Origin of the sequence: Rossellomorea sp. DA94, from assembly GCF_029834455.1 — a bacterium.
GTDB classification, from domain to species: Bacteria; Bacillota; Bacilli; order Bacillales; family Bacillaceae_B; genus Rossellomorea; species Rossellomorea vietnamensis.
Genome location: NZ_CP122397.1, coordinates 2,498,243 through 2,517,121 on the forward strand (window position 1 = coordinate 2,498,243; position 18,879 = coordinate 2,517,121).

Sequence of the window (18,879 nt, forward strand, 5' to 3'; positions counted from 1 at the left end):
GTTTTTATGGATTTCAATAAGAACTTAGTACTCTTTGTCACGACATTCATTACTCCTGCATCCATTAAAACATTCAAAAAAGGACCGATTCATTTGGAGAATCGGTCCTTTTTTTGGAATCATCGAACGAATATACTATCTTCATCTGTGGGATCCACGGCTTGGGGTATATCCACCGTTGTCCTTAAAATGGTTTGTTCCGTGTCAGTCGTCTTAGGGTGTCGGGCATTTGTAGGGAATTCAAATGGAATCCTTTTTTCCTCCCCAGCCTTAATTGTCCCTATGCTGTCCAGTGTGATCGTATTTAAATCCTTCTCATGATAAGAAAAATCACTATCCTGTTTATCTTGTTCATACTTTAGGAGAAGTAATAGTTGAACTTCGTTTACCGGCTGATCGGCCATTCCCCCTTTTAAGACGACATCCCCCTTGATGTGGTCGCCGGGTGAAATCTCTGTCGTGTGCACGATGGTATCCACCTTCACATGACCTATACCGATACTAGATAAAAACTTATTTAACATTGATCCTAACCCCCTCATTCTGGTTCTACTCCATCTAATACTAGCAATTCCCCTGCCGATTCGTCCACTCTTACATATTCTTCTAATACACTGCAAAGAATATAAGAGAATCTTCAGGAAGGAGGAAATAAATATGAAAAAGATAGTGGTTTCAATTGCAGCAGCCTTCATCATCAGCCTTGGATTCAGTTCCATCGTCTCTGCAGAAGGTCAAGGTCAGGCGCCTGGACAAAAGGTGAATCTGACAGAAGACCAAAAAGCAGAGCTTGGTAAATTGCACGAACAGATGTATTCAACGAAAAAAGAACTTGTGAAGAAATACGTGGAGTACGGTGTTTTTACAAAAGAACAAGGCGATAAAGTGCTGAACATGATGGAAGCAAAACATCAAAAGCTAAAAGAAAATGGTTATATGATGAGATGGCATCCTCATCCTCATCATGGAAAACAACTTGATCACAAAGAATAAAGGTGGAAATAGGGCAAGTCCTGCCCTATTCCGTTTCCTAAAACCAGCCACAGGAATTGATTGGCTAAAATTGAGCCTTAAGTATCCGGGACACTTCCCCTATGTCCTCCATAGAGACATCATAATGAGTCGTGAAGCGGACCAGGGTCGGTCCAAACGTCACGGCCAATATTCCTTTTCTCTCTAATTCTTCTACAAACTGTGCTGCTGTCATCCCTGTGCCCGATACATCAGCCACTACAATATTAGTATCCACTTCATTGATGATTTCAATCCCGTTACATGTTTGAAAGGTTTCTTTGAGGATTCTTGCTTTCTCATGATCTTCTGACAAACGTCCTCTCATCTTATTTAAGGCAATCAATCCTGGAGCCGCAATCACCCCGGCTTGTCTAAGTCCCCCACCAAGACGTTTTCTCCACTTTCTAGCCTTCTTAATAAAGTGTTTGTCACCTGCAATGATTGAACCTACCGGTGCACCCAAGCCTTTCGATAAACAAATTTGAACGGTATCACAGTGAACCGTGAACTCCTTTACGTCACGACCACTTGCGGCAACGGCATTAAAGAGCCTGGCTCCATCAATATGTACCGGAATGGAGTGCTTCCTGGCAATGGAATGAATGGCTTGCATGTTTTCCGGAGAAACGATTGCCCCTCCCGCACGGTTATGGGTATTTTCCAGACAAATCAAACCCGTTTCAGGAAAATGCTGATCTTCCGTACGAATTGCAGCTTCTATTTCACCAGGATCCATTTCTCCATTGGTCCCTTTAATCGTCCGGGTTTGAACGCCTGCGAAAGCCGCAACTGCTCCTGATTCGTAGTAAAAGATATGCGAATCCGTTTCTAATAGAATTTCATTTCCTGGTCTGGTATGGGTCAATACCGCAATCTGGTTCCCCTGGGTCCCGCTTGTGACGAATAATGCTTCCTCTTTCCCAAGAAGACGTGCTGCTTCCTTTTCAAGCCTTAGGATAGTAGGGTCTTCACCATACACATCATCCCCCACTTCAGCCTCATAAGCTGCCCTTCTCATTTCCTCCGTTGGTTTTGTTACCGTATCACTTCGTAAATCAATCACAATGACCATCCTCCTTTATCACTTTTACTAGATTTATTATAACAAAGGATATTTATAGGTGAATCATTGTGAAATAAAACCATTCAAATAACCAAAATACCTCCTTTCTACCCATGAAAAAATATAATTATAGGAATATTCCAAATCTTCCGGCTTCATTTATGTTATTATGTTCAATATTCTGGTTCATAGGTTGGAAATTTATATCCTTCAAGAGGAGAAGAATCATATGAAGATTGGTTCTAAGATCCGTTTCCACAGACTCAAACAAAAGTTAACTCAAGAAAATCTATCTAAAGGCATCATTTCAATATCTTATCTATCGAAACTCGAAAATAACCAAGTGACACCATCAGATGATATCGTCCATTTACTATGCGAGCGCCTGGGGTTAAATCATCCAGTTGATCGCCCTAACCAGTTGAATGAGCTTCTTGAAAAGTGGAATCATGCTCTGCTTTGGAATAAAGAGGATGAAGCACGTTCCACTCACAAGCTCATCCAAAGGGATCTTGATCAAACCGATGATCTATCGTCCCATTTTTTTTATAAAATCCTCTGCTTCCGGGTTCAATTATTAAGGGGCGATCTAACGGAAGCTTTCAGTCATTTGAGCCATATTCAAACGAATTATAAGGACCTATCCGACAAGCATAAATTTTACTTTCATAAGTATAAAGGAAATTACTACTATCTAATGAAGGAATACGAAAAAGCCAAAGGTGAGTTGAAAGAAGCCGAAACTTACTTTGTGCTTGGAAATGTTGTAAATGAAGAAGAAAGGGCAGATTTATTTTATCTATTCAGTTTAGTCCTGACACGTTTACACATGTATCGTTTAGCGATTTACTACGGTGAAAAAGCCCTCTCCATTTTTCAGGGGGTTTACTACCAGAAAAGGTGCGCAGAGGTGCATTTATTGTTGGGCATCTGCTATCGGAGAATCCGGAATGGTGAGGACGCCGTAAAGCATTATGAATGGGCTAACTTCATCTCTCAGTCCATTCAGTATACGTCATTGCATTCCAAAATCGAGCAAAATTTCGGATACCTTAAATCTTTCATGAATAAAAGCGATGAAGCCATCCAGCATTTTGTGAGAAGCATTGAATTAAAGGAATCTGACGACGAAGGAAAACTCTATTCGATTCTTTCACTTGTCAAAGAGCATTATAAACTGAATCAACGTTCAGAAGTTCAATTCTGGTTATCAAAAGGATTGGAGCTTTGTTCAAAAGAAAGATATCCCGATAAATTTTATCAATTATCTTATTATCAATTTGCACTGAATGAATTTCCTAATGGATTTGAGTATTTTATGAAGGAGTATGCACTGGCTTACTTTAAGAAAAACGGTTCTCTTCTATTATATGCTGAGTATTCTAAATTCCTTGGCCAATATTATCAAAGAATTAGAAAATACAAACTTGCTGCATTCCATCTAAATGAAGCCAATATCATTTATGAAGAAATGCTGCCTTTATAAGGAGGTGGTTAAAAAATGAAAAAGCTGAGAAAATTATTGATCATCACCAGCCTCACCGCCATGGCCCTTTCAGGTGTGGTAGTCATTAACTCAAATGAAGAAGAATTCCCGCCGTTCTCAACTAAACTATAAACATAATCTTAAAAAATTAGTTGGAATCACTTGTTACACCGCTATAGATTTCCGTGCAAGACTTCGCTTTCCTCGGGCGGAAGGCAAGCCTCCTCGTCACTGTCGCTCCTGCGGGGTCTTACCTATTCCGCTTTCCCGTAGGAGTCTTCGTCTTGCACTCCAATCAATAGCTAGATACTGTTATATACTCTGAATATGCTTTAGCAATACTAACTAAAAGATCCATTTCAATAAAGCATTTGTTATTCATACACAAATTGTAGTTTTCGTATGTTCGATCATTTGGGTTGTCTCGGAGCAGAATGAGTCATTCACATCCGATAAGAAAGAGTATTTATATTATTAATGGATATCTGTCACTTCCCTAATACAATAACTGTTAGTGTATGAAATGAAGCAATCTCCACATTACAGTGTTATTGTGAAAGACTTACACTTCGACAGTTGATTGAAGCGGAAGGTGCTCGACTCCTGCGGGAAACGCTGGACAGGTGAGACCCCGCAGGGCAAAGCCCGAGGAGGCTCACCGCCAGCCCCGCGGAAAGCGAGCACCTGAAGCGGAAATCAACCACTACTCACTGGGTCAAAAGCAACAATATTTATGTAAACATCCAAATGATAAATCCGAACGATCTCGATTCTCAAAAAGAATCTCGAATGATCGTTCGGATTTTCTTTTAACTAAACACCTTAGTCCCTGCCTCGGTCTTATTTAAATTAAATGATCTTATTCAATGAAATTTTCTGAAAAAAGAGATATAGTTATGATTGAATACATATATAAGGGGGATTCACAAATGAATGAAGCATTTGAGAGAAATTTAGGACGATATGCAGATCTGATCGTAGAAGTCGGATTGAATCTGCAAAAGGGACAGGAACTGATGATATCAGCACCTATAACATCATTTGAGTTTGTCCGCCTGATAACAGAAAAAGCATACGAAGCAGGAGCACTGAATGTGTTAACGGATTTCTATGATGATGAATTGAAAAAGATCCGCCTGGAGAAATCTGCCGAAGAAGGCTTGAAAGCGTTCCCTGAATGGAAGGCAAAAGGATACATTGAGATGGCAGAGAACAATGTGGCATTATTGAACTTAGCTGCCCCGAATCCTTCTCTATTAAGGGACTCAGACCCTACGCGTGTCGCTATGTTGAACAAAACTTCTGCAGAAGCGATGAAAGACTTTTCAGCTTATATCGGAGGCGGAAAGATCAGCTGGTTGATCGCTGCGATACCAACAGTGGAATGGGCTCAGACCGTTTTTCCCGATCTTTCTCAAGAAGACGCTTTTACCAAACTGTGGGAGAACATCTTTTACACCACCAGAACGGATCAGGAAAATACTGTCGAATTATGGGAATCGCATATCGAAAACCTTAATAAAAACGCCGATCGTTTAAACAAGGGGAACTATAAAAAGCTTCATTATAAAGGACCTGGAACAGACCTGACCATCGAATTCCACCCTAAAACCAAATGGATCAGTGCCCAATTCACCAATGATAAAGGGATTCCATTCGTCCCGAACCTCCCGACGGAAGAAGTGTTTTCAATTCCAGATAAATATGGCGTGAACGGTGTTGTTTCGAGTACAAAGCCTCTTAATTATAGCGGCACCCTTATCAAGAATTTCTCGTTGACCTTCAAGGAAGGGAAAGTCATTGATTACACGGCTGAAGAAGGCTATGAAACGTTAAAGAACTTACTCGAAACGGATGAAGGTGCATCTTATTTGGGTGAGGTTGCATTGGTACCTCACGATTCCCCAATTTCCAATACGAATATCGTTTTCAATAACACTCTTTTTGATGAAAATGCTTCGTGTCATATTGCATTGGGCAGGGCTCTTTCTGTATGTGTAGAGGATGGTAAGACGATGACGAGTGAACAGTTACAGGAGATTGGATTTAACGAAAGCATGATTCATGTGGACTTCATGATCGGCTCATCACAATTGGATATCGACGGTGAAAAGGCGGATGGCACGATTGAACCAATTTTCAAAGCTGGTGATTGGGTTTAATTTTTACTATTAATGGCAAAATAACGTTGGAGGCTTAAATGTTCATTTAAGCCTTTTTCTTATGGTCCTTGCTTTTCCTGACTAGAGAAAATGAATAAATAGAAACATAGTACCAAATGAGGTAAAAATTACATATAATATGACAAATAAATTTCTTTTTTAACATATTCAATACTTCACGAATCCCTTACAATAGAAGTATACCTTTTTAAAGGAGCGATTTTCTTGTCAATAAAGTCAAAACGATCATTTTTCTGGAGCGGGCTCTTTATCGTTGCCTTCTTCACTTTATATACTATTTTCCGGACGACGAATGTCCAATCAAGTGAAAAACCTTTAACCGCCGAGGAGAAATATCCAACCGTCTTCGTGCACGGATACAAAGGTACATATAATTCCTTCAGGACCATGTTGGACCGTTTTGAGAATAGACATGGATGGGGTCAAAAAACGCTGGAAATATCCGTATCAGATTCCGGCAGTATAAGATACAAAGGGGCTCTCCCTAAAAACCCGAGTTCTCCCCCACTTGTTCAAGTCATTTTTGAAGACAATCGGGCTTCCTTGGATAAACAGGCGATTTGGCTAGAAAATGCCATGAAGCTGCTGCATCACCAATTCAATGTTTCTACTGTCAATATTGTCGCCCACTCTATGGGTGGCCTTGCTTCAACCCAATATTTAGAGAATACCAGTAAAGAATCGTTTGTTCCAAAAACCCATAAATTCATTACGATTGCCACTCCATTTCAGGGAGTCACGAAAGAGTCTTATGGGCAAATCAATACCGGTGCAGCTGTGATTGATTTAAAGCCTGGCTCTCGCGCGTTGAAAAAAATGTATCTCAATCGTCATTTGATTCCTTCTGAAATACAAGTGCTTTCCATCGCTGGTTCAGGTGATGATGTGGTAAATGTACAGAGTGCACTGGAGAGTCGATCATTTTTTGAAAGAAATCCTTTTCAGTCCAAAATTGTATATGATCCAACGATTTCTCATAGCGGATTACATGAAACGATGAAAGTGGATCGTCTTGTAGGAGATTACTTATGGAGTAAATAATTCAAACACCTTTCCCCTCTTCGGACCTGAGGGGATTTTTTTATGCAGTTGCGTAAACGCCCGTAACGTTCTATACTACACAAGACTAAACCAATAGGTTAGGATGAGTGGAATGACGAAAGAAAAAATCGTAAAAGCAAGCCCCAAATACATACAACTATTTCTAAAAGGGTTTCCTCTTTTAAATAATGAAAATGTCACGACTTCGATTGAAGATGCCGAGGACGGTGACATCCTGAAGCTTGTAGATACCGATGGTCGCTTTATTGCAAAAGGGTACTACGGACTCCAGAATAAAGGGATTGGCTGGCTTCTGAGCTGGAAAGAACATGAAGATATAGACAAGGAGTTCATTTATAAAAAGATCCAGGCTGCCATTAATCAACGTCTCCACTTCTACTATAGTGAAGATACGACGGCATTCAGGTTGTTCAATGGTGAAGGCGATGGTTTCGGGGGTGTAACCATTGACTACTTTGATGGATATTATCTCATTCAGTGGTATTCAAGGGGTGCCTATTCTTTTCATGAAGAAGTGGTGGAATCGATACGGGCATTAACCGAATATAAAGGTATTTACCAGAAGAAAAGGTTCGCACAGGCAGGGAAATACGTTGAAGAAGACGATTTTGTCGAAGGTACACGCCCTTCCTTCCCTCTCCTCGTGAAAGAAAACGGCGTACAATTTGCCATCTATTTAAATGACGGAGCGATGGTCGGAGTATTTCTCGATCAACGCGAAGTAAGGAAAAGAATTCGTGACGCATACTCAGAAGGCAAGAGGGTATTGAATACCTTCTCTTACACCGGTGCATTCTCTGTGTATGCTGCTCTCGGCGGTGCCTCTCACACCACCAGTGTGGACCTTGCAAATCGCAGTTTAAGCAAAACGATTGAACAATTCAGCATAAACGGAATCGATTATGAGGCTCAAGACATCATTGTGGAAGATGTCTTCAAGTACTTCAAATATGCTGTTAAAAAACAGCTTTCATTCGATATGGTGATATTAGACCCACCAAGCTTTGCCCGTTCCAAAAAACACACATTCAGTGCTGCAAAGGATTATAAGGATTTGTTGAAAGAAGCGATAGCCATCACTGAAAAGAACGGGATCATCGTGGCTTCCACAAACTGCAGCACCTTCAATATGAAAAAATTCAAAGGTTTTATTGATGCAGCATTCAAGGAAACCGACGGGAAATATAAGATACTCGAAGAATACACTCTTCCTGAAGATTTTAAAACCCTCAGTCAATACAAGCAGAGTGACTACTTAAAAGTCGTTTTTATCCGCAAACTATAAAGGAAAGGGACGGACCTTCCAAGGTCCGTCCCTACCGATTAAGAATAAATGACAGAATACTCTGTCATTATTTCCTCGGAAACCGCAAGAAGCGACATATACACGGTGTTTCTTGATGAAAGTTATCGAATAAGGAGGATTTATGATGAATAAAGCTGTTTTTCTTGACCGTGATGGGGTAATCAACGAGGTGAAAACCAATAGAGTCCGCTTTGTGAACCGGCCGGATCAATTTTATTTCCTGAAAGGAGCCCCCGAAGCCATAAAGGCTTTATCCCAATCCGGATTCCTTCTTTTTGTCGTTACAAATCAAGGTGGTGTTGGATTAGGCTATCTTTCCCATGATGAGCTGGAGTCCATCCATGATTATATGGTACATGAAATCAAACAAGCAGGCGGTTTCATTCAGGAAGTTTCCTGCTGCACTCACAAACCCCATGCGGGTTGTTCATGCAGAAAGCCCGAACCCGGGATGCTTTTTGAACTGGCAGAAAAATACAGGATTGATCTTGCTGAATCATTCATGATCGGGGATCGTGATGTAGACATAGAAGCAGGCAACAAAGCTGGATGCACCACGATTTTACTAAATGGCAACTCTTCCCCATCGTATAACGCTGACTACATATTTCCAGATTTATTGAGCGCTTCGACATTCATCCTCAACACGAAGGGATCTTAATGATCGTTCCCTTATCATCAATTCGAATATTTAGTTATTGCACCTGCTGACTCCACCTATTAAACTGAATGAGTGATTCTTTTTTAACGTAAGAAATAGTGGAAAGTCAGGTTGTAAGACTTTCAATGAAGGAGTGTGATGAGATGAACCTGCTCGGTAAAGGGATCACCCGATGGTATAAATGGATCATTGTACTTTGGGTGATGATAGCGGGAATATTCGCTTATTTTGCAACAGACTTACCCACCATACTAGGCGGTGATGGTTTTAGGACAGACGGACAGTTTGAAAAAGTGAACGATGAATTGACCGATTCGTTTGATTTTCCCGAATCATCGATTTTGCTTCTTATGGAAAAGCAGGATTCCCAATCTCCAGAAGGGTTCCAGGCATCGATTAAGAAAACGATTGAGAGCATAGAAAACTTGGGTGTCACCTCTTCTATACAATCACCGTTACAAGATGAAAAATTAGTGAAAGACGACGTGGCTTACGCCGTTTTATCCTTCGATGAGTCTGATATCACCAACGAAACAAAAAAAGTTAAAGCACTAATAAAAGAAAATCCAGGTCAATCATTGACCGGGGCTTCCATTATTAGTTCAGATATTAATATGGCCAGTCAGGATGATCTGAAACGGGCCGAATTGATAGGATTACCTTTCGCTCTCCTTGTCCTGTTATTTGCATTCGGCTCGGTTGTTGCTTCGCTTGTTCCCATCATCATTGGAGTGGTGACGGTCGTGACGGCATTCGGGATTCTCGCTCTGATTGGCGGTAGCATGGAATTATCGGTTTTCCTGCTGAATGTAGTCCCAATGATTGGTCTTGCCCTGAGCATTGACTTCTCTCTATTGTTCATTAACCGCTACCGTGAAGAACTGGCTACGAGATCCATATCGGAAGCAATCCATACCACTATTCAAACGGCAGGAAAATCAATCATTTTCTCTGCATTATGTGTTTTCATCGGTTTAGGAGCCATGATGCTTATTGAAATCGATATATTCCAGACGATTGCCATCGGAGGCATGGTTGTCGTCATGCTTGCAGTGGTATCTGCATTATCTCTCCTCCCTTCCGTTCTTCTACTCCTCGGTAAGTCTATAAATAAATGGACGCTGATTAAACAGAAGAAGAATGACCAGGGGAAATGGAGGATATTTGCCGGGTTTATCATGAAAAGGCCCGTGATGCTTGCCCTCCTCGCCCTAATTGTCTTAGTGATCGGCATTTTGCCTGTCCGCTCTATGAATCTGGCCATTCCTGATACGGAGGCATTACCTGTTACATTTGAATCCCGTCAGGCGATGGATACCATTCAGGAGGAGTTTAAGACAGATGAGGGCAGTACGGTTTATGTGATTGCCAAACGGGAGAATGGCTGGAAGACCAAAGATGGATTGGAGGATTTGAATGACCTCCTTTCAGAATTCAATCAGGAATCAGCTGTGACTTCAGTGGACTCTATCTTCAAAGCCACCAATATCGACTCTCCGAAAAAATTATTCGGTGCCATTCAGCAGCCGGAATCCAAGAAGATGATTGATCCTGCACTGGATCGTTTTATTCAGGGAGACAAAGCGCTGATTCCAGTTCACTTATCGTTGGATTCATCATCATCCGCTGCTCAGGAACTGGTGAACAAATGGAGTCAAAAAGAATGGTCCCACCCCCTCCAGTTCGGGGGACAGGTGAAATTCAATCAGGAAATCTTTGATGAAATCTATCAAAAAGTAGGATTATGCCTTGGCATCATTTTAGGTTCTACCTACCTAATTCTGATGATTGCATTCCGCTCCATCATCATTCCATTGAAGGCCATTTTGATGAACATCATCAGTCTGACATCGACATTCGGAATTTTAGTATGGATTTTCCAGGGAGGCCACTTTGGAATCCCTGAATCGGATATTGCCCTTGTGCTTCCGGTACTGGTATTCAGCCTTGTGTTTGGCCTTAGCATGGACTATGAGGTATTCCTCATTTCCAGGATCCATGAAATTTATCAAGAAACCGGTGACAACACACGTTCCACCATTGAAGGACTTACTTCAACAAGTAAGATCATCACCTCGGCAGCTCTTATCATGATTGTCATAACGGGGGCTTTCGCTTTTACTGGTGTGATGCCTGTCAAACAGATCGGGGTTGGGATTGCCATCGCCATTTTCATTGATGCAACCATCGTCAGAATGGTACTGGTCCCTTCGTTAATGAAGCTACTTGGAGACTGGAACTGGTGGATGCCTTTCATGAAGAAGGAAAAACAGGTTGTAAAAGCCCATAAAGCCTCTTGACCCGGGATTTATTTAAACTGCTGCTGATAGAGAACCAAATCGAATGTTGAACAAGACACCCTGATATCGGGGTGTCTTGTTATGTATGACGGCCTGTTTTATCGTTTTCAAATTAGGGGATTCTATGGTAAAGTACTATGGAACCAGCACGAACGGGAGGTATTTGATGAACCAGCAGGAATTACTACATATTATTCGAGATCACTATCCATTTGATGTCCTATCAGCGGAACAGTTGGATTATATTATTTCCGGTTCAACATACACAACTTTCAAGAAAGGGGAGTTTCTCTTTCATGAAGATGAAACGGTGGAAGAACTGGATATTTACTTCCTTGTCTCCGGACTTGCCAAAAATGTCCTCCATCGTTCCAGCGGAAAGCAATATTCACTCCGCTTCTATTACCCTGGTGACTTGATTGGTATCATGATCATGCTTACGAGCGGACAAATGACTTTTTCAGTCCAGGCAATAGAAGATTGTACGGTATTCCGGATTCAGAAAGACCGGATTTTAGAAATCATGACCAAAAACAATGATTTTTCAAAAATCATATTTGAAAGCATCGGCAATCGGATGAAGACCCTTTACGATGAAATCAAGGTAAAGTCAGCCACTGAGACCGATGATGAAAACATCAATCTGTTCCGCACAAAAGTTCATACTCTCATGGACAGCCCTACTTTCATCAATGGAAATGCTACCATCATAGCCGCAGCCAAAAAGATGAAAGAACATGACACATATGGGTTAGTCGTGGTGGATCAGAATAAAAAAATGCTTGGCATCCTTACGCAGCGGGAAATCCTGTCTTATCTAACCAATCCATGTAACGCTGAAAAGGTGAAAGACTGGATGAAGGAAAAGCCTTTTTGGATCAGGGATGAGTCCTTCGCTTATGAAGCCCTCTCCTACTTTAAACATGAAGAAGTGGATTTCGTCCCTATCATTCGAAATGATGTAGTGGTTGGAATTCTAACCAGTACATCATTTCTCAATATTCAGGATTCGAATTATCTGGATCTTTCTTATAAAATTCAAAAGGCCGTGTCAAATGATGAACTGGTTGAACTGGCTACGGTGAAGAGCGAGACGTTCCAACAGTTCATTCAAGACCTTCTTGGACAGGACAGCTTTGGATTCGATATTTGTGAAGTGATATCAAACTACAATGATCGGCTCCACCGGAAAATCATTCAATTGAGCGAAAAGGAAATGAGGCAGGAAGGTTACGGTTCTGCTCCGATCAATTATTGTTTCATTGTCATGGGCAGTCAGGGACGCAGTGAACAGGGATTCCATACCGACCAGGATAATGGGATCATCCTTGATGATTATAATCATTTATCTGACCTGAAAAAAGTTGATCTCTATTTTCAGGCCTTCACCGAGAAGCTTAATTTAAAGCTTGCTGCATGTGGTTTCCCTGAATGTACAGGCGGGATCATGGCCAAGGAACAAAAATGGAAAAGGTCGTATACGGACTGGAAAAAGGCCATTGATGAGTGGCTCCACGAAATGGATGCACAGGAAATCCAGAACATCACGATGTTCTATGACTTCCGTCCAATTTACGGAGACTATTCCATCGCAGAAGAGATCCGGAATTACCTGACTGAAAAATCGAAACGATCCCTGAATATGCAGCAACTCTTACGAAAAGATGCCCTTCGTTTCAAACTCCCCGTTGGTCCATTGGGCCGGGTGAACTTGAAGCCGAAAAACCATCTATTCAATATCAAAAAGTCAGGACTCTTACAAATCGTCAATATGATCCGGATTCATTCGGTAAAGTATGGGATAAAAGAAGTGAACACCATCAAAAGGGTACAGGCATTGAAAAAGTTACAAGCCTTTCACCCAAGGGATGCCGAAAACGTTAAAACGGCCATGCATATCCTCCTTTCCTTGAGAACGCAACAGAATCTGCGTGAACTTAGTGAGGGAAAGCCTTTAAGTAATGACATCGATGTCCGCACCCTTTCGAAAGAGGATCGCCAAAAATTAAAAGAATCCATCCAAATTGCCAACCGACTGCAGCAAGTGATGGAAATCAGTTTCAATAGGAACCGGGTGGTTTAATGGATAATATAGGTATTAATGTAGGCTACCGGATACTGAAGTATTATTTATGGCAGCGATTCATCTTCCGCCATCAAGTGAAGCGGGAAAAAGAAAAGCTTTCCTATCATAAACTTTCCCGTGGCCTTAAACAATTTGAAGAAGAAAAACCGACTCTTCAAAAGAAGCATCTCTTCCATTGCACCTTTACGATTTTCGACCTTGAAACCACTGGTTTTTTTCCTGAAGTTGGAGATGAAATCATTTCGATAGGAGCTGTAAAGCTGAAAGAAGGAAAAGTTCAAAGGGACGAGACATTCTATCAGGTGATCGACCCTCTTCAAACAGTGTCCAGGGAAACGAAGAGGTTTACGGGACTAAGACGTAAAGATTTTTTAAATGGTGTGACGCTGCCTATAGGGTTGGAACGTTTTTTGGAGTTCAGTAAAGGGACGATTCTGGTGGCACATCCCGCGAGCTTCGACATTAACTTTCTTCAAAAAAGGATAAATAAGTGGGAACTGCCTTCTTTCGATCCAGAATTTGTCGATTCCTTTTCATTGGCCAATAGCTTACTTGGCAGGGATGACTGCTATTTGGATGTTCTTATAAAGAAATTCGATATTCAAGACCGGACACGCCACCATGCTTTAAATGATGCGATCATGACGGCCGAGATTTTCGAACGACTTTTGACATTATGTTATCAACAAGAAGTTCATACAATACGAGGATTGCATGAATTCCTGCTTCAGGATTCAGGCTGACAGTCGAAAGAATATAAAAAACGCATGAGGAGTAGACCTCATGCGTTTTTACATATTATCGAATTTGTCCGGTTCCATGCATCATATACTTCACTGTGGTTAGCGCCGGAAGACCCATCGGTCCCCTTGCATGGAGCTTCTGAGTTGAAATGCCAATTTCAGCACCGAATCCTAATGCTCCTCCATCTGTGAAACGTGTGGAAGCATTGTGATATAAAGCAGCAGCATCAACCAGCATCATGAACTTTTTCGCCGTTTCATTGTTTTCCGTCACAATCGCTTCTGAATGTTTGGTACCGTATTGTTCAATATGATCCACGGCTTCATCAAGTGAAGACACCACTTTCACGGCAATATCAAGACTTAAATATTCGTTTGCCCAATCTTCTTCACCTGCAAGTTTAGCATCTTTGATCACTTCAACCACTTTTTCGTCCCCATGAATGGAAACGTTATGCTCTTTCAGTTTTTCAACAAAGGCATCCTTGTGTTCATCAAACCAATTCTCATGGAGAATGACGGTTTCAGCCGCATTACAAACCGCCGGACGATCCGTTTTGGCATTTATGATGATGTTTAATGCTTTTTCCAGTTCAGCTTCCTTGTCGATGTAAATATGACAATTCCCTACACCTGTCTCGAGGACAGGAACCGTTGCGTTATTGACGACAGCGTTGATCAATGCGCCGCCACCACGGGGAATCAGCACATCAATATGTTCTTTCATTGTGAATAATTCACTTGTCGCCTCACGATCTGTTGTGTTGATGAATTGTACGGCATCTTTTGGAATATCTGTTTGTTCCAACGCCTCATGCATTACATCCACAATGGCTTTATTTGACGTGATGGCATTCGATCCACCTTTCAGGATGATAGCATTACCTGATTTTAATGCAAGACCTGTAGCGTCCACCGTCACGTTTGGGCGGGCTTCATAAATCATTCCGATGACACCGAGCGGAACGGTCACTTTTTGAACTTGCAGCTGATTTTCCAAGGTCCAATCAGAAACCACTTTACCAGTCGGATCTTCCAGGTCAGCCACTTGGCGAAGACCGTTTGCAAAGTCTTCAACGCGCTCTTTAGAAAGAGATAAGCGATCCATAAAGGCCTCTTCAAATCCTTTTTCCCGGCCTCTTTCAAGGTCTTTTTCGTTCTGTTTTAGAATGGAGTCGTAGTATGCCTCTAGATGGTCGGCAAGAATATGAAGGGCTTTATTTTTTTGTTCCGTTGTCAGCATGCTTAAGGTTTTAGAAGCTTTTTTAGCCAATATCGCCTGTTTTTTCACATCGGTTTTTTCTACAGTTAAAGTCATCCAAATACCTCCTGATTATTTTGAAAAGCTATATACTTAAATGAATCAATTACAGAATAATGTTCAACTAAACACCTACTGGAATGGGAACTTCTACATGGCATACGAGCTGATCAATTTCTACTGCGATTTCATCGGCTTTTATATTTGTAGGGTTCTTCAGTTGACCAGAGCGATAGTTGACCATTCCAAGACCGATTTCCTCGTTGCGGTTATCCAGGATACGTACGACTGCACCCTTATCAAAACGGCCTTTCACAGTATAAATATCATCGATCGTCAAACTTTCTTTCCGCTCTAAAATACGGTCTTTCGCATCTGCATCGATGGTGATTTCACCTTCTGGACCGGAATTGAACGCAATCCATTGCTTTTTGGAATCGAGATTAACCGAATCTTCCGTCGATTCAAAATAGGTTCCTTTAGCCGTATGCTGGACAGCATCATAAATGATGTTAGAATGTCCTGATTTACCCAGGAACGCAGGGATGCCTGATGCCATTGTAATCTTGAATGCATCGATCTTTGATCTCATGCCGCCGGTACCGACTGAGCTTCCAGGCTCTCCCGCCATGTCTTCAATATCTTCCGTGATTTCAGTCACACTCTCCAGCAGTTCAGCATCTGGATTTTTGCGGGGATCTGAATCATATAGCCCATCAATATCTGATAGGATGATGAGTTGATCAGCATCCACGAGTGCTGCGACTTTAGCGGATAGTGTGTCATTATCTCCAAACTTCAAACGGTCAATCGTTACGGTATCATTTTCATTTACAATCGGAATAATCCCTCTTTCGAGCAGGACATTAATCGTATTTCTGGCATTATTGTATCGATCTTCATCAGAAAAATCACTACGAGTGATCAGAATTTGAGAAGCCACATATCCATTTGAAATTAATAGATCAGAATACGCTTCGATTAATAGCCCTTGACCAATAGCTGCTGCTGCCTGTTTCTCAGGCAGCGAACTTGGGCGTGTCAAGCAACCCAATTTACGATAACCTGCAGCAACTGCTCCTGATGAAACAAGCAAGACTTCATGACCGTCATCCTTTAAACGGACAACCTCATCCACAAGTCTCTCAAGCTTCCTGCGGCTCATTTCTCCATGTAAGCTTGTCAATGAACTACTTCCAATCTTAATCACGATACGTTTCTTATCTTGGGACATTCAATCACTCCTAGTAATAAGGTCCGTCCCTTGCCCCTCTTTCTATATGCAGGGACAGACCTGTATTTCAAGTTTGGTTGGTAACATAATTTATATGGGGTGTTTGGTATTTGTTGGGTTATTAGCTTGTGACTAATTCTTTAGACTGTAAGGATGAGCTGATTTCTTTCGAACGCTTTTCTGCTCCCTTAACAGCTTCTGAGATGGCTTTACCTCCACCGAACTGAGCTAATGCATCAAGTCCTGCAGCCGTAGTACCGTTTGGGGATGTTACATTTTCTCTAAGTTGAGTTGGTGATTCTTCTCGCTCCAGCATCATTTTGGCTGCTCCGAAAATGGTTTGAGCTCCGATTTTACGAGCCAATTTCGGGTCTAATCCTGCTTCAGCACCCGTCTTTTCGATATGTTCCATTAAATAGTAGAAGTAAGCTGGACCGCTCCCGGCAATTCCGGTGAAAATGTCCATCTGGCTTTCTTCGATGACGAATACTTCTCCGATGCTTGATAGTAACTCTTCTGCGTTCTCCATATCTTCTCTTGAAGTGAACCTTCCGGCACTGATAGCCGTTGCAGATTCCTTCAGCATACTTGACGTATTTGGCATGACACGGATGACAGGCTGACCTCCAGGTAACTGTTCTTCCATATGAGAAGTCGTAATCCCTGCCAGTACCGACATGATCACCGTATCGTTCCTGACAAGATGATTGATGGAATCTAATGCCTTATCGATATCCTTTGGCTTCATGGCAAGAATGAGAATATCTATTTCATCAAAGGGCAGATCGTCTTTCGTAATTGCTGTGATATCATATTTAGCTTTCATTTCTTGAAGTCTTCCATAATTGCTTCGATTCGAAACAATGATTTGCTCAGCTGGAATCTTGCCACTCTGTACTGTCCCTGAGATCATTGCTTCAGCCATATTACCTGCACCAAGAAATGCTATCGTTTTATTATTTAACAATCATATCCGCTCCCGTTCCTTATTTTATAGTAAGTTTTTCTCAAAACACGTATTTCGTTTTTAGTTGTACATTTAATGTAATAATCAAGAAAAAATAATTAAGATAATAGTTGTTTCAGGTCGCCAAAAACCTTGATTGGCGTGTGTTTTGTTCACAACGTTAATAATCGTAACATGCTGAGGAATGATATCAAGGGCATTATAGGAAGTAGTAAGGAATTAGCCGAAATAGCTAGTGGAAGCGTTATCATTACCGTTTATGTTATTCAGATTCCTTCTGAAGGCCCTAGATTGGCTGAGAAAGCGTATAATCAGAATTTATAATTTAAGGATACGAATGGGAGTAGATTGATTTTTTGGCCCTGCCCCCTGTCAGCGCAGTTCGGAGAGCACGTTCCAACAAGTCCATTCTAAAAGCAAAAAAATCCCGTTAAGCTATCATAGGCTTAACGGGATTTTCAGATTTATTCGTTTGCAGTGTCGTCTGGGCTTTTTCCACTCAGGAAGTCTTTTAAAGCTTGAATATTTTCTTCGAGGTCTATTTCGAGAACGGATCCCACTCCGCTATAACTTCCATTTGTATATGAACCTTCTACTGGCAAGGTTAGCTTGTCCATGTCACTGGTGTTGCTGAGCAGGATATCTTTCGCGATTGAGATTTGATCCAGTTTGCTCATATTCGTCTGAATATATGGCTGAATGGATCCTGCCATTTTCGGAAGCTTTGTTACGCCTCCGATGGATAAGGCTTCATCTTTAAGGGCCGCAATCACTTTTTGCTGTCTTTCAACCCTTCCAAAGTCACCATTTTCATCATGACGGAATCTGGCATAGCCGAGTAATTCCTTTCCGTTCAGGTTTTGGACACCAGGTTCGAGGGAAACACCGATGTTTTCTGACATGGCCTTTTCAACATCCATTTCAATTCCTTCTGGTGCAAGGATGTCGACTGACTGTTCAAAACCTTTAAAATCAACAATCATGTAGTATTGAATATCAAGATCAAAGTTCTGCTTGATTGTCTTTCGAAGCAATTCCGGTCCGCCTAAATAAAAAGCGGTATTTAGCTTATAGTTTTTATATCCAGGGATTTCAGCATATATATCCCTCATAAACGAAACGAGTTTGGTTTCATTCGTTTTTGGATCGATTTGCGCGAGCATCATGGTATCTGTCCTTGATTTCTTCTCGCCCCTGCTATCGACTCCCAATAACAAAACGTTAACCTTCCCGTTTTCATCTTTTACTCCATTAAATTTATAATCTTCCTGCATCTGGTCTTCACCAGCCATTTTATAACCACTGTAAAATTGAAAAGCAGCGTAACCGATCAAACTGAAAATAAGGATTAATAATACCAAAATCACTTTTCTACCACGTTTTTTCCTCTTGGTCTTTCGATCTAGTCGTGACTCCATTTCTTCACCTACTTTTATGACATTCATGATGAACCGATGATAATATGAAATAGTACTCTATGCAATTGAAATTGACAATCACAGAATACTGGATA

15 protein-coding genes are annotated in these 18,879 nt (G+C 41.3%); 9 read left to right on the forward strand and 6 right to left on the reverse strand.

Going from position 1 to position 18,879, the window contains the following annotated elements:
• Positions 1-119: 119 nt before the first annotated feature.
• On the reverse strand, positions 120-524 hold the full coding sequence (locus tag P8596_RS12985; protein ID WP_224519862.1) for a sporulation protein: 405 nt from the start codon (positions 522-524) through the stop codon (positions 120-122).
• Between the two features lie 133 nt (positions 525-657).
• Between P8596_RS12985 and P8596_RS12990 the strand changes: the two genes are divergently transcribed.
• Positions 658-993 carry a YckD family protein gene (locus P8596_RS12990; protein WP_254651606.1) on the forward strand — a complete coding sequence of 112 codons (336 nt, stop codon included), beginning with the start codon at positions 658-660 and terminating at the stop codon, positions 991-993.
• A gap of 64 nt (positions 994-1,057) precedes the next feature.
• On the opposite strand, the gene P8596_RS12995 is transcribed toward P8596_RS12990, so the two are convergent.
• Positions 1,058-2,077 (reverse strand): threonine aldolase family protein, encoded by a 1,020-nt coding sequence (locus tag P8596_RS12995; protein WP_279724089.1) that lies wholly within the window; start codon positions 2,075-2,077, stop codon positions 1,058-1,060.
• A 229-nt stretch (positions 2,078-2,306) separates the two neighbouring features.
• Between P8596_RS12995 and P8596_RS13000 the strand changes: the two genes are divergently transcribed.
• The 8 genes from P8596_RS13000 to P8596_RS13035 all read left to right on the forward strand — a co-directional run bounded on the left by P8596_RS13000 (position 2,307) and on the right by P8596_RS13035 (position 13,904).
• Positions 2,307-3,563 (forward strand): helix-turn-helix domain-containing protein, encoded by a 1,257-nt coding sequence (locus P8596_RS13000; RefSeq protein WP_279724090.1) that lies wholly within the window; start codon positions 2,307-2,309, stop codon positions 3,561-3,563.
• Positions 3,564-4,492: 929 nt separating this feature from the next.
• Positions 4,493-5,725 carry an aminopeptidase gene (locus P8596_RS13005; protein ID WP_279724091.1) on the forward strand — a complete coding sequence of 411 codons (1,233 nt, stop codon included), beginning with the start codon at positions 4,493-4,495 and terminating at the stop codon, positions 5,723-5,725.
• 225 nt (positions 5,726-5,950) lie between these two features.
• Positions 5,951-6,787 (forward strand): alpha/beta hydrolase, encoded by an 837-nt coding sequence (locus P8596_RS13010; protein ID WP_224519854.1) that lies wholly within the window; start codon positions 5,951-5,953, stop codon positions 6,785-6,787.
• 112 nt (positions 6,788-6,899) lie between these two features.
• Positions 6,900-8,093, forward strand: a complete 1,194-nt coding sequence (locus P8596_RS13015; RefSeq protein WP_279724092.1) for a class I SAM-dependent rRNA methyltransferase — start codon at positions 6,900-6,902, stop codon at positions 8,091-8,093.
• 145 nt (positions 8,094-8,238) lie between these two features.
• Complete coding sequence (locus P8596_RS13020) at positions 8,239-8,775, forward strand: D-glycero-alpha-D-manno-heptose-1,7-bisphosphate 7-phosphatase (protein ID WP_279727002.1); 537 nt, start codon at positions 8,239-8,241, stop codon at positions 8,773-8,775.
• Positions 8,776-8,918: 143 nt separating this feature from the next.
• On the forward strand, positions 8,919-11,075 hold the full coding sequence (locus P8596_RS13025; RefSeq protein WP_279724093.1) for an MMPL family transporter: 2,157 nt from the start codon (positions 8,919-8,921) through the stop codon (positions 11,073-11,075).
• A gap of 166 nt (positions 11,076-11,241) precedes the next feature.
• A complete protein-coding gene (locus tag P8596_RS13030; protein ID WP_279724094.1) occupies positions 11,242-13,158 on the forward strand; it encodes a DUF294 nucleotidyltransferase-like domain-containing protein in 1,917 nt (638 codons plus the stop codon).
• On the forward strand, positions 13,158-13,904 hold the full coding sequence (locus P8596_RS13035; protein WP_229592742.1) for a 3'-5' exonuclease: 747 nt from the start codon (positions 13,158-13,160) through the stop codon (positions 13,902-13,904). Before P8596_RS13030 ends, P8596_RS13035 begins: the two co-directional genes overlap by 1 nt.
• Before the next feature lie 55 nt (positions 13,905-13,959).
• Here P8596_RS13035 and P8596_RS13040 read toward each other — a convergent pair whose 3' ends face one another.
• The 4 genes from P8596_RS13040 to P8596_RS13055 all read right to left on the reverse strand — a co-directional run bounded on the left by P8596_RS13040 (position 13,960) and on the right by P8596_RS13055 (position 18,784).
• A complete protein-coding gene (locus P8596_RS13040; RefSeq protein ID WP_279724095.1) occupies positions 13,960-15,222 on the reverse strand; it encodes a glutamate-5-semialdehyde dehydrogenase in 1,263 nt (420 codons plus the stop codon).
• A 67-nt stretch (positions 15,223-15,289) separates the two neighbouring features.
• Positions 15,290-16,399: a glutamate 5-kinase gene (proB, locus tag P8596_RS13045; protein ID WP_079531829.1), complete on the reverse strand. Its 1,110-nt coding sequence runs from the start codon at positions 16,397-16,399 to the stop codon at positions 15,290-15,292.
• Positions 16,400-16,520: 121 nt separating this feature from the next.
• Complete coding sequence (gene proC, locus P8596_RS13050) at positions 16,521-17,366, reverse strand: pyrroline-5-carboxylate reductase (protein ID WP_159362086.1); 846 nt, start codon at positions 17,364-17,366, stop codon at positions 16,521-16,523.
• Positions 17,367-17,830: 464 nt separating this feature from the next.
• Positions 17,831-18,784, reverse strand: a complete 954-nt coding sequence (locus P8596_RS13055) for an LCP family protein (RefSeq protein WP_279724096.1) — start codon at positions 18,782-18,784, stop codon at positions 17,831-17,833.
• Positions 18,785-18,879: the final 95 nt, after the last annotated feature.

Coding starts and splice junctions, on each gene's coding strand:
- proB (WP_079531829.1), bottom strand. CDS start 16,399: ATGTCCCAAGATAAGAAACGTATCGTGATTAAGATTGGAAGTAGTTCA.
- P8596_RS13055 (WP_279724096.1), bottom strand. CDS start 18,784: ATGGAGTCACGACTAGATCGAAAGACCAAGAGGAAAAAACGTGGTAGA.
- P8596_RS13000 (WP_279724090.1), top strand. CDS start 2,307: ATGAAGATTGGTTCTAAGATCCGTTTCCACAGACTCAAACAAAAGTTA.
- P8596_RS13040 (WP_279724095.1), bottom strand. CDS start 15,222: ATGACTTTAACTGTAGAAAAAACCGATGTGAAAAAACAGGCGATATTG.
- P8596_RS13025 (WP_279724093.1), top strand. CDS start 8,919: ATGAACCTGCTCGGTAAAGGGATCACCCGATGGTATAAATGGATCATT.
- P8596_RS13005 (WP_279724091.1), top strand. CDS start 4,493: ATGAATGAAGCATTTGAGAGAAATTTAGGACGATATGCAGATCTGATC.
- P8596_RS12990 (WP_254651606.1), top strand. CDS start 658: ATGAAAAAGATAGTGGTTTCAATTGCAGCAGCCTTCATCATCAGCCTT.
- P8596_RS13020 (WP_279727002.1), top strand. CDS start 8,239: ATGAATAAAGCTGTTTTTCTTGACCGTGATGGGGTAATCAACGAGGTG.
- P8596_RS13035 (WP_229592742.1), top strand. CDS start 13,158: ATGGATAATATAGGTATTAATGTAGGCTACCGGATACTGAAGTATTAT.
- P8596_RS13015 (WP_279724092.1), top strand. CDS start 6,900: ATGACGAAAGAAAAAATCGTAAAAGCAAGCCCCAAATACATACAACTA.
- P8596_RS13030 (WP_279724094.1), top strand. CDS start 11,242: ATGAACCAGCAGGAATTACTACATATTATTCGAGATCACTATCCATTT.
- P8596_RS12985 (WP_224519862.1), bottom strand. CDS start 524: ATGTTAAATAAGTTTTTATCTAGTATCGGTATAGGTCATGTGAAGGTG.